Annotated in this window: 10 protein-coding genes; 1 reads left to right on the top strand and 9 read right to left on the bottom strand. The window is 31.7% G+C overall.

The annotated features are described in order from the left end of the window. Both leuS and KJI70_03030 read right to left on the bottom strand, forming a co-directional pair. A partial coding sequence (gene leuS / locus KJI70_03035; protein ID MCP6718486.1) for a leucine--tRNA ligase occupies nucleotides 1-1,502 on the bottom strand: 1,502 nt, incomplete at its 3' end. Nucleotides 1,503-1,538: 36 nt separating this feature from the next. Next, complete coding sequence (locus KJI70_03030) at nucleotides 1,539-2,375, bottom strand: TatD family hydrolase (protein MCP6718485.1); 837 nt, start codon at nucleotides 2,373-2,375, stop codon at nucleotides 1,539-1,541. Between the two features lie 406 nt (nucleotides 2,376-2,781). Here KJI70_03030 and KJI70_03025 point away from each other — a divergent pair, with 406 nt between their 5' ends. Continuing rightward, on the top strand, nucleotides 2,782-3,276 hold the full coding sequence (locus tag KJI70_03025; GenBank protein MCP6718484.1) for a hypothetical protein: 495 nt from the start codon (nucleotides 2,782-2,784) through the stop codon (nucleotides 3,274-3,276). Between the two features lie 404 nt (nucleotides 3,277-3,680). Here the strand turns inward: KJI70_03025 and KJI70_03020 are convergent, their stop codons facing one another. The 7 genes from KJI70_03020 to KJI70_02990 all read right to left on the bottom strand — a co-directional run bounded on the left by KJI70_03020 (nucleotide 3,681) and on the right by KJI70_02990 (nucleotide 11,548). Next, nucleotides 3,681-3,953, bottom strand: coding sequence for a hypothetical protein (locus tag KJI70_03020; GenBank protein MCP6718483.1), 273 nt, complete (start codon nucleotides 3,951-3,953; stop codon nucleotides 3,681-3,683). An 88-nt stretch (nucleotides 3,954-4,041) separates the two neighbouring features. Further along, a complete protein-coding gene (gene metG / locus KJI70_03015) occupies nucleotides 4,042-5,526 on the bottom strand; it encodes a methionine--tRNA ligase (GenBank protein ID MCP6718482.1) in 1,485 nt (494 codons plus the stop codon). A gap of 3 nt (nucleotides 5,527-5,529) precedes the next feature. Continuing rightward, complete coding sequence (gene rsmI / locus KJI70_03010; protein ID MCP6718481.1) at nucleotides 5,530-6,192, bottom strand: 16S rRNA (cytidine(1402)-2'-O)-methyltransferase; 663 nt, start codon at nucleotides 6,190-6,192, stop codon at nucleotides 5,530-5,532. 2 nt (nucleotides 6,193-6,194) lie between these two features. Then, entirely contained in the window at nucleotides 6,195-7,220 is a 1,026-nt protein-coding gene (locus KJI70_03005; GenBank protein MCP6718480.1) for an AI-2E family transporter, read from the bottom strand. Nucleotides 7,221-7,229: 9 nt separating this feature from the next. Then, on the bottom strand, nucleotides 7,230-8,495 hold the full coding sequence (locus KJI70_03000) for an insulinase family protein (protein MCP6718479.1): 1,266 nt from the start codon (nucleotides 8,493-8,495) through the stop codon (nucleotides 7,230-7,232). A gap of 255 nt (nucleotides 8,496-8,750) precedes the next feature. Further along, on the bottom strand, nucleotides 8,751-9,689 hold the full coding sequence (locus KJI70_02995; GenBank protein ID MCP6718478.1) for a DUF5667 domain-containing protein: 939 nt from the start codon (nucleotides 9,687-9,689) through the stop codon (nucleotides 8,751-8,753). A gap of 431 nt (nucleotides 9,690-10,120) precedes the next feature. Beyond that, a complete protein-coding gene (locus tag KJI70_02990) occupies nucleotides 10,121-11,548 on the bottom strand; it encodes a glycine--tRNA ligase (protein MCP6718477.1) in 1,428 nt (475 codons plus the stop codon).

Raw genomic sequence — 11,548 nt, 5'->3', positions numbered from 1 at the left:
AAAAAGTACCAGTTAGAACCAGCCCAGTTAGGCATTGTATCAGTTTCTCTTTTCGCACTGCCTTTGCATTTTGGACACTTAACATTAACCCAATCAGTTATTACAGCTAAAGGAGACTCCCCAGTATCAGTTGGTTCATATTTCTTCACATAAGGAAGCTCAACTGGCAAATCTTTTTCTGGAACTGGAACGACACCGCATTTCTCACAATGAATAATAGGAATTGGCTCTCCCCAGTAGTGCTGACGAGAAAATACCCAATCCCTTAATTTATAACGGACTTGTTTTGTTCCTAGTTTCTTATTCTCAAGCCACTTAGTTATTTTTTTAATTGCCTCTTCTGATTTTAAACTATTAAATTCTCCTGAATTTACTAAAATTCCATATTCGACAAAAGGTTCTTTGGAAATGTCTCCACCTTTTATTACTTCTCTTATCTCAAACCCATATTTCTTAGCAAGTTCATAATCGCGCTTATCATGACCAGGAACAACCATTACAGCCCCTCCTCCATAAGTTGCAACTACATAATCACCAACCCAAATAGGTACTTTTTCATTATTAATTGGATTAATACAATATGAGCCAGTGAAAACTCCTGTTTTTTCTTTTTCTAATTTAGTTCTCTCAAATTCTGTTTTATATTTTGAATCTTTAATGTATTCTTCAACTGAACTTTTCTGCTTATCAATTATCAGTTTTTCAACTAATCTGTGTTCAGGAGCTAACACAACAGCTGTTGTCCCAAAAATAGTATCAGCTCTGGTGGTAAAAACAGAGATAACGTCACTAGAATTTTCAATTTTGAAGTCAATATCAACCCCATAACTTCTGCCAATCCATTCAAGCTGTTGAGCTTTAATTTTTTCCAAGAAATTAACTTTTTCTAAATCTTCAATTAATCTATCAGCATATTTTGTAATTTTAAGCATCCATTGCTTTAATTTCTTCTGAGAAACTTTTGCCTTGCACCTTTCACATTTACCATCAACAACTTCTTCATTAGCTAAACCAATCTTACATGATGGACACCAATTAATAGGCATTTCATCCTGATAAGCAAGATTGTTTTCGAAAAGTTTCAAAAATATCCATTGAGTCCATTTATAATACTTTGGATCAGTTGTATTTACCTCCCTTGACCAATCTAACGAAAGTCCTAGGCTTTCCATTTGTCTTTTAAAATTAGCTACATTCTTTTTAGTAGCTTCTTTAGGGTGAATGCCAGTTTTAATAGCATAGTTTTCAGTTGGTAAACCAAAAGCATCCCAACCCATAGGAAGCATTACATTAAAACCTTGCATTCTGTATTTTCTAGAGATTGCATCCATAGCACAATATGGCCTGCAATGACCAACGTGAAGACCGTCTCCAGAAGGATAAGGAAACTCAAAAAGAATATATTTCTTGGGCTTTTTTGAAAAATCCTGGGCTTTATAAAAGTCCTTTTTCTCCCAGTATTTTTGCCACTTAGGCTCTATTTCCTTATGAGAATAATTCATAATCTTATCTTAATCTTAGCAAAGCTAAGAATCAAGCTATATCCCAAACAATGTTTTTGCGTTTTTAGTAATAGCTTCTTTTACTTTTTCAAAACTTATGCTCTTTATTTTAGCAATCTCCTGAGCAATATATTTTACAAAAATAGGTTCATTGCGTTTTGTTTGAGCTTGAGGAGGTACTAAATAAGGACAATCTGTTTCAATTAAAATTCTCTCTGATGGCGTGGCTTTTATAATCTCTTTAAAATCAATACCTTCAATATTTTTAAAAATTATTCCATTAAAACCAATATAGTATCCCAAATCAATATGTCTTCTAATATCATCAACGCTACCAACAAAACTATGGGCAACTGCTTTTTTAGGTCTTAAATCAGAATGATCAGATAAAATATTAAACAAATCATGATTAGCCATACGACAATGAAATATCACTGGCAAATCCAACTCTTTGGCAAGCTTTAACTGCTCTAATAATAAATCTTTTTGTTTTTGTTTGAATAATTCTTTTTTTACTTTAGTTTTAGGCCTCCAGTAATAATCCAAACCAATTTCACCAATTGCAACCACTTTTTCATTCTGAGCTAGTTTTTTGTACTTTTCATAATCAAATTCTTTTTCAATGCTTTTTCTTTCATTGATATCAGCTTTTATTTTCACTAGTCCTGTTTCTAAATTGATTGGATGAAGTCCAATAGAAGCATAAATGCCTTTTTCATACTTTAAAGCTAATTCAACGACTTGTTTTGAAGTAATTAAATTTGTTCCAACATTAACAACCCAGACATTATTGTCCAGGCATTTTTTAATAATTTTATCTCTGTCTTTATTAAAAGCAGAAAAATTCAAATGAGCGTGGGTATCAATTAACATGATTTAATTGTATCTAAAGCATAAAATCTTGGCAAAAGATTTACTCTATAATAATATAACTAACTAGATATATTTGTCTGATATTATGAATAAAAAAACAAAAGTACTTATCTTTTGTTACATTACCACGGCATTATTTATTATTTTAGGAATTCGATTGTTCCCTGGAATTTGGTATGACCTCAAGGTTTATTTGTCTTTTCTTAAACAAATAACTAAGTAAACGAAAAAGTTATGAAGAGAGAATATCTGAAATCAATTTTTATTTCTATTGTATTTTTTTCAATTTTAATTGGAGGTTTGATTTTTTTTAAAAAAAAATCAAAAAACATCTAATGAACTTGAAGATAATATTCAAGTAATAGAGGGTTGGAAAATTTATAAAAACGAAAAATTTGGGTATATAATGCAACATCCACAAGATTGGACAATTATTAAAACCCAGGAAAATCAAGGCATAGTACTTTCTAATACAACATTTCAATCAAATAATTACGAAGAAAAAATAAATCCACAACCACAAGTAGTAGAAGGTTTATGGCGAACACAGTTGCTAACCAAAGGAACAACACTAATCTTTAATATCGTTAGAATTCCTCCTGATCCTAATTGGTGCATTGGTTTATTTGAAGACAATCCACAAAAATGCACTTGGCATTATTGGGCTAAAAGAGGAACTGACTGGCCATACGGCGAGATACTCAATCAAGAATTTATCACATTAAGTGGAAGAGAGATATACAAAAAAGAGATAGAATATCAAAATATAACCTCGATAGTAATTAGTTTCCCTGATCCAGAAGAAAAAATATTATTTGAGTTTATAATAGACACTCTTACAAAAGATAAAGAAAGAAATTTAGAGCTCCTTGAACAAATAATCTCTAATTCTAAATTTTAAAAATCTTGATCTTTATTAAAAAAGAAAGGAGTAAAAAAATACTCCTTTTATTTTAAAGATTAGTTGCAGTTACCAAATATCCAATCCGTCGTTAAATCTAACATATTCCCGAGGATTCACTACAGTGCCGTATCGACCATTTTCATGTATCTGAAAATGAAGATGGTTGTTATTATAGTCACGGCACTATGCCTGTTAATTGTGGAAAATTGTAGCTACATAGCAAATTAAGATTGGTTAATAAAAAGTACCCAGCTGTCCAGACATTTTTTAATAACTCTGTCTCTGTCTTTATCAAATGCAGAAAAATTTAGATGAGCATGACTATCAATTAACATAACTCTATCTTACCTCTTTTTTTTAATAAAAAAAATCCAGCTGAGCTGGAAATAGAATTAAGTTATTTAATGGGCAACAAAAGGATCTCTGTTGTCGTCAAATTCAATTGTTGGACATTCAAAAAGCCTTATGTTATTGCTCTTTGCAAACTCTTTCAAAACTTTCTCGTCCTCATCTCCTAAATTATCTATGAGAAAACTGTTCAACCCAGTAGAAACGCTGGGTTGGATGAAAACTCTTTTGTTTTCAAGATCAAGCAATATCCAGTGCCTGATTCTCCCCTCAACAGGATACATCTTTTCAAACATTTTGAGAGAACTTTTTATATTCTTGCACACAATTCTTACCAAAACTTATCACCTCCTTGTTAATAAGCTATCTCCATAATATTGTTTCTCTCTTCAAAGTCAAGCTGCTTTTGGAAAATTAAAAAGAATTCAATTTAGGAAAAAGCGATTCGCCTTTTTTAATATTAAATATCCACTCTCTTTCTTTTTCTTTTAATCCAATTTGTTTTAATATTTTTTCAGAAGTTTCAGGAAGAAATGGTTTTAATAAATTGGCAATGTTGCCAATAGTATATAGTAAATATAATATATTAGTTTTTTGATTTTCGCTCTTGTTCCAAAGCTTTTCTTTCTCAATGCATTCATCACAAAAACTAATCAGTTCCCAAATTGACGTTAATGCATCGTTAAATTTAAATTCTTTCAGAGCTCTGTGATAATTTTGTTGAGTTTTATCTATTTTTGATTGAAAATTACTTTCTTTTATTTTTTCAACAATAAAACTTTCATTTTTTAAGCCTATTTTTTCAGCCAAAGACAAAACTCTTGCCAATAAATTACCAAGCCCTTTTGCTAAATCAGCATCATACCGCTCTTCAAATCTTTTCTGAGAAAAATCACCATCCTTAAAAGGAGATATTTCACGTAAAAGGAAATACCTAACTGCCTCTGTGTTATACTTTTCAACTAACTGATAAGGATCAATAACATTCCCTAAAGATTTTGACATCTTCTGACCATCAACATTAATGTATTCATGAACAAAAATTCTTTCAGGCAAAGAAATACCAGCTGACAAAAGCATTCCAGGCCAATAAACTGCGTGAAATCTTAAAATTCCTTTTCCAATAACGTGTAATTTATTGTTATTGTTCTGCCACCAATCATTGAATTTCTGTTCATCAGTTCCATAACCCAAAGCAGTAATATAGTTTGCCAATGCATCAAACCAAACCCAGATAATCTGGCTTTCGTCACCAGGCACTGGAATTCCCCAGCCATGAGCTCTTTCTTTTGAACGAGAAATACAAATATCTTTTAACCCTGAATTAATAAAACTTAAAACTTCATTTTTTCTAGTTTGAGGAATAATTTTAATTTCATCTTTTTCAATTAATTCTTTTAATTGACTTTGATACTTGGAAAGTTTAAAAAAATAATTCTCTTCTTCAATTAATTCAGGTTTTTTCTTATGTTCTGGACATAAACCATTCACAAGCTCTTTCTCTGTATAAAATTCTTCACAGCCAACGCAATAAAGGCCTTTATACTTTTTCTTATAAATATCTTTTTTACATGCCAGCCACAATTTTTCAGCTCCTTTTATATGGCGTTCTTCAGTTGTTCTAATAAAATCATCAAAACTCAAGTTAAGGATTTTTTTAAGCTCTTTAAAAATTTGGGCATTTTTATCTACAAAGTCCTGGACTGGAACGTTAATTTTTTCAGCTGCTTGGGCATTTTTTAAGCTATTTTCATCAGTTCCAGTTAAAAACAAAACTTCCTTGCCCAATGTTCTATAGTAACGAGCTAAAACATCTGTTTGAACAATTTCCAAAGCATGACCAATGTGAGGATTTGCATTTACGTAATAAATTGCTGTTGAAATAAAAAACTTGTTCATATATTATTTTCTAATTATTACCACAAATTCTCCCCTTATCTTATCTTTTTTTAATTCTTTTTCAACCTCATCAACTGTTCCTCTATAAATTATCTCAAACTTTTTTGTCAGCTCCCTGCAAACAACGATTTTGTTTTTTAAAAATTTTAATTCCTCCAGTGTTTTTAAAATTCTATGAGGTGATTCAAAAAAAACGACTGGATATTCTGAATCTAAAATCTTTTTAAAATATTTCTTTCGTTTTTTCTTTACCGGAGGAAATCCTAAAAAAGTGAATTTATCAACTCCAAAACCAGAAATACTAAGTGCTGTAGTTATTGCTGAAGGGCCAGGGATTGGAATAATTGTTAAATCGTCAAGCTTTTCAAGCGCCATTTCAATTAATTTATTGCCTGGATCAGAAATTCCTGGAGTTCCTGCATCTGAAACTAGAGCTAAACTCTTTCCTTGTTTTAATAAATCAATTATATAATTTATTTTTTTTAATTTACTGTGCTGATGATAACTAACAGTCTTTTTTGTTATTTCGTAGTGATTTAAAAGTTTTTTTGTTCTTCTTGTATCTTCGCACAAAATTAAATCAACCTTTTTCAAGGTTTCAATTGCTCTAAAACTAATATCAGATAAATTGCCAATAGGAGTAGCAACAATAAATAAATCTGGCATGTTTAAGTAACCAAGCTATTTTCTTTTCTTTTTTTCAAGTAATCTCTTAAAAATTCATAGATTATACTTGTTAGAGGAATTGCCAAAATTGCACCCAAGCCTCCTGCCAATCTTCCACCAACCAAAACTGATATTAAAACTAAGACTGCAGGAAGTCCTACTAATTTTTTGGTTAAAATTGGAGTAATAATATTTCCTTCTATTAACTGAATTAAAATAAAAGCAACCAATACAAAAAATGCTTTAAGCCAAGAATCCAAAGCAGCCAAAAGCGTAATAATTGTACCAGCAAAAATAGGTCCCAATACTGGAATTATATCCATAACTCCTGCAAATAAACTTAAAACTGAAGCATAATTTACATCTAAAACACTTAAAGCAAGGTATGAAACCAAGCCAACAAAAATACTGCTCAACACCCTTGTTCCAAACCAAGCAGCAGTTTTAGTCTGACCCCTTTGCCATAAATTCAGGAAATATTCTTCATTTTTTTTAGGAGCCAAGGACTTAACCGCATTTTGCACTTCTTTTTCTTCCATCGAAAAGAATATTGCAATTGCAAATATACTTACTGTTGAAAAAATTCCTCCAAAAATAGAAATTATTACTCCAAAAATACTAGAAGATGCTTCAATCAACCACTCTTGCAAAGCAAGTGTAAAGGTTTCAAAACTATCAAATGCTTCTAGTCCAAGACTTCTTAAAGGCGGGGATAATTTGCCGAAATATTGAGGAAATAACTTGCCAAACTGCTGAATTTCATAAATAAAAATAGGCACAATCCAATATAAAATTAAACTTAACAGTGCGAAAATACTAACATACATAAAAATTGTTCCAATGACACGGGGGATTCTTTTTCTTTCTAAAAAATTAATTGCAGGATTAAATAGGATTGAAATGACTAATGCAAAAATAATTGAAACTAAAATGTCTTTTATTGAATAAAGGGTGTAAAAAACCAATAAAGTGACACTAATTCTTAGAATTGTTGACCATGATATATCTAAAACTTTTTCCTCATCCATATTTTAAAATTATATTTTTAACATTTTTTTAAATTTTTCTCTGTTTTTAAAAGGTCCGATTAAAGCTAAATTTAATTTCTGCGGTTGGAATATATCTTTTGAAACTTTCAAAATGTCGTTGGCTGTTATTTTGTCAATCATTTTAAAAATTTCTTTTAAATTCATAATCTTTCCCTCTAAAAGTTCTTGGTTTGCAAAAAAAGAAGCTAAAGCATCAGAAGATTCTAATAAAAGCGCTGTTTTCCCTTTAATATAATTTTTAACTTTTTTTAATTCTGAAATATTTACTTTTTCTTTTGAGATTTTTTTGTATTCATCTAAAACTGCTAAAATCACTTTTTCAACTTTTCTATTATCTACCCCTACTTGGGTAAACAAGCACCCCGTGTCAGGATCAGCATCAGAAATAGTATTAATATAATAAGCTGCGCCCATTTTCTCCCTTACTCTAACAAATAAACGGGAGCTCATCATTCCTCCCAAAATTATTGATAATAATTTCTGGACATATTTGTCTTTGTGAAAAAGATTATATGCTCTTACTCCCAAACATAAATGAGTTTGATCAGTTTTTCTTGTTTGAATAATTAATTCAGGCTCTGACTGCATTTCAATAACTTTTTGTTTTTTCTCTGAATCATTTTCTTTTATTTTAGAAAAATATTTTTTAACCTTATTTACAGCTAAATCGCTTCCAATATTTCCAGCCACACAAACTATCGTGTTTGCTGCTACATATTGGCTATTCATATAATCAACCAGCTCTTTTCTTGTCATATTAACTATATTTTCTTTTGTACCAATAATATCCCATCCAGCAGGCTGATCGCCATATAGCAGTTTAGACCACAAGACATTAACATAGGTCATTGGATGATCTAATCGCATATTAATTTCTTCAGTAATAACACCTTTTTCTTTTTGCATTTCTTTTTCAGCTAAAGTCGAATTTAAAAAAATGTCAGAAACCCAATCCAGAGCTGTTTCAAACTCTGAAGCAATGGTTTTTGCATAATATCCAGTATATTCCTCTGAAGTAAAAGCATTATAAATTCCACCAATTTTATCTAAGGTTTCAGCAATTGCCATTGCTGTTGGCCTTTTTTTTGTTCCTTTAAAATACATGTGTTCTAAAAAATGAGAAATGCCATTAATATCTTTTTTTTCATATTTAGAGCCAGTTTTCACCAACACTAAAACTGTCACAGCTTCTGTATTTTTCTGGGGAACAGTTATAATCCTTAATCCATTTTTTAAAGTAACTTTTTTAAACATATATATATTCTATCAAAAAACCGTCTTTAAGGCGATTTTACGAACTCTCCCTATTGGACGTGCTTAGAACCTTAGACTGGAATAAAATTAAAAGAGAGATTGAGCCTTTTGTAGTTATGATGAAGTAAACCCAAAGACTATTAACGGTAAACGCCTGACATCTCGGGTATACCTCACCCCGCTACTATTATGAGAAAATGCCTCCCTTTGAGGCATTTTGTGTTCCAATAAATAAAGACAAATCTAATATCAGTTTTATTCTTCCTCCTCTTCTTCTAATTTCTCTTCCTCTTTTTCAGCTTCTTCTTCGGCTTTCTCTTTTTCTTCCTCAAGCCGTTCTACGGCTTCCTCTACATCTTCAAGAGATTCTTCTGCTTGTTTAGCAAGACGCCTTGCCCCTAAGAAGTTCCCCGCCTCAAAAGCACCCCGTGCCTGCGAAAGGAGATTATCAAACTCTGCGAAAGCATCTGCAGGAAGTTCCACTCCTTCCTCTACGGCTTCATCCAATACCTCTTGCTTTTCTTCTTCAGCTTCCCTGATGGCTTTCTCGGCTTTATGTTGAGCTTCTATCTCCTCTTCAATTCGCTCTTCTTCTGCCTCTAATTCCCTTTCAATATCCTCTTCTCTGAGTTCCAGAAGTTCTAATTGGGCTAAAACCTGCCCAAGTTCCACCGCTATTGTTTCTTCCAGGACAACATCACCCGCTCGGTGAGCGGCTTTAAGCTGGGCTTTGAGTTCATCTTCTTTTGCTTCTAAGATTCGTTCCTGTTCTTTGAAGATTTGAGCAAGAGCAGATTTTGGTGCTTCAAATTTATCGTCCAGTTCTCTGGCAAGACTGCTAACATCTTTCCCTTTTGCTTTTTGGTCAGTAACTATAGTGGCGGCTTTTGCTAAGTGTGCCTGAAGTCTTGATTGGGCGACATCTAAACCCCTCGCTTCAACTCCTTTAGTTTCTAAAACTATTTTTATCTCGGCTATCCTTTCGGCAGCAAAGGTAATCTGAAGATGGGCTTTTCCTTCAGGATTAAAAGTGAAAAATTCCTGAAGGAATTCTCCTAAACGATCAAGGAAGTAAAATGGACTCTCTGGGGTAATACCAGCTTTAGGCAATGTAAATTCGGTATCTTGAGCAAAAGCTCCTGCCCCAAGAGAAAACAGAAATACCAAAGTTATTAGTATAGATATTCTTTTCATAACTTACTTCATTACTTTATTATGTTTTGCCGACTTTTCATTTTCATTCTACCAAAAAACCGCCTTCTTGGTAATTTTTTGGAGCTAACTCCGGCGATAGGACTCGAGCTTATTTAAAAATCTTAAAAGATCAGGGCAAAATAAAACTCTCAAAACAGCCAAAATATATTAATGACTATATTCATGAAAATACAACTGTTCTTTTAAAAAAAGAATTTCATAAATTCCTTTTTGAAAAAATTAAGAAAGGAATTTAAAAAAGACCAAGATTTTGCTCATTTCTTAAAAGTACATAAAGCCACTCTCTCGGCTTGGAAATTAAGAAAAAAGAATGCCTGTTTATATATTAAAAGAGATGTGTAAAGCCCTAACTATCAAGTTTAGTGAAGCATCAAGAAACATAGCAAAAACTGATAGAGAAATAGCTGAAATTATTTAACGATTTTTCCTAGTTTCAAAAAATCTTCGCTCTTAAGAATTTTTCGAATTACCTCTATTAATTTTAAAATCGGAACTCTTATTTGAACCATACTGTCCCGGTCACGACAAGTTACAGTGTCATCTTTCAAAGTTTGGAAATCTACTGTAATTGATACAATTGTACCAATTTCATCTTGAGAGTAATAACGTTTTCCAATATTACCTCTATCATCCCAGTCAGTTGAAAACTGGGTTTTTAAAATATCATAAACTTCTCGTGCTTTTTTAACGACTTCTGGCTTATTAGCTAACAAAGGAAATACTGCTGCTTTATAAGGGGCTAAACTTGGCTTTAATTTTAAAACAACGCGTTTTTCTTTTTTATCTTCAGTATAAGCATCTAAAAGACATACTAAAAATGACCTGTCCATCCCAAAAGTTGGTTCTACAACATGAGGGATAAACTTTTCACCTGTTTCTTTGTCAGTATAACGCATATCAACTCCTGACTTTTCCATGTGATTTTTTAAATCAAAATCAGTACGATATGCCAAACCATAGAGTTCTTTAAAGCTTCCAAATGGAAAATTATATTCTAAATCCTCTGTTTTCTTAGAATAATGAGATCTTTCTTCGTCAGTATGCGGTCTCCATCTTAAATTCTTTTTATTAATACCAAGAATCTCAGTTGTCCATGCCCACATTTCTTTTTTCCAGTAATCAAATAACTGTTCCCATTTTTGTTTTTCAGGATTAAAAAAATATTCAAACTCAGAAAGATTAAACTGAAGAGTCCTAAAGATAAAATTTCCCAATGTTATTTCATTTCTAAATGCAGCACCAGATTGAGCTAAACCAAAAGGAAGATCTGGCGACTGAGAATCTAAAACATTTTTAAAATTAACAAACATTCCTTGAGCTATTTCTCCTCTTAAATATGCCAAGGATTTTTTTTCAGGAACAATACCAATATGAGTTTCGAATAAAAGGTTAAATTTCCTTGGTTTTGTCCAATCAAAAGCTTTACAGGATAAACAAGGAATCTTTTCTTTATCAATAATGTCTTTTATCTTCTCAACACTAAGACCTTCAACTTTTATTTCTTTTCCTTTTTTTTCAAAATAATCTTCAATTAAATGATCGGCTCGTATTCTGTTTTTGCATTTTTTACAATCAATTAGAACATCAGTAAAACTACTTGTATGACCAGATGACTCCCAAACTTTAGGACTCATTATAATCCCTGAATCAAGACCATAAATCTCATCTCTTTCATTGACAAAACGCTTCCACCAAAGGTTTTTAATATTTCTCATCAACTCAACGCCTAAAGGACCGTAATCATAAGTGTTTGCTAATCCACCATAAATATCAGAACCAGGAAAAACAAATCCTCTTCTTTTGGCTAATGATACAACTTTTGTCATTAAATTTTTCAT

This window comes from Patescibacteria group bacterium, from assembly GCA_024238995.1.
Classification (GTDB): domain Bacteria; phylum Patescibacteriota; class Minisyncoccia; order Minisyncoccales; family JANBVM01; genus JANBVL01.
This window is presented reverse-complemented; position numbering and strand designations above follow the sequence as displayed.

Excerpts from the sequence above, each read along its gene's own strand:
- KJI70_03030 (MCP6718485.1), bottom strand. The coding sequence starts at position 2,375 with ATGTTAATTGATACCCACGCTCATTTGAATTTTTCTGCTTTTAATAAA.
- KJI70_03025 (MCP6718484.1), top strand. The coding sequence starts at position 2,782 with ATGCAACATCCACAAGATTGGACAATTATTAAAACCCAGGAAAATCAA.
- metG (MCP6718482.1), bottom strand. The coding sequence starts at position 5,526 with ATGAACAAGTTTTTTATTTCAACAGCAATTTATTACGTAAATGCAAAT.
- rsmI (MCP6718481.1), bottom strand. The coding sequence starts at position 6,192 with ATGCCAGATTTATTTATTGTTGCTACTCCTATTGGCAATTTATCTGAT.
- KJI70_03005 (MCP6718480.1), bottom strand. The coding sequence starts at position 7,220 with ATGGATGAGGAAAAAGTTTTAGATATATCATGGTCAACAATTCTAAGA.
- KJI70_03000 (MCP6718479.1), bottom strand. The coding sequence starts at position 8,495 with ATGTTTAAAAAAGTTACTTTAAAAAATGGATTAAGGATTATAACTGTT.
- KJI70_02995 (MCP6718478.1), bottom strand. The coding sequence starts at position 9,689 with ATGAAAAGAATATCTATACTAATAACTTTGGTATTTCTGTTTTCTCTT.
- KJI70_02990 (MCP6718477.1), bottom strand. The coding sequence starts at position 11,548 with ATGAAAAATTTAATGACAAAAGTTGTATCATTAGCCAAAAGAAGAGGA.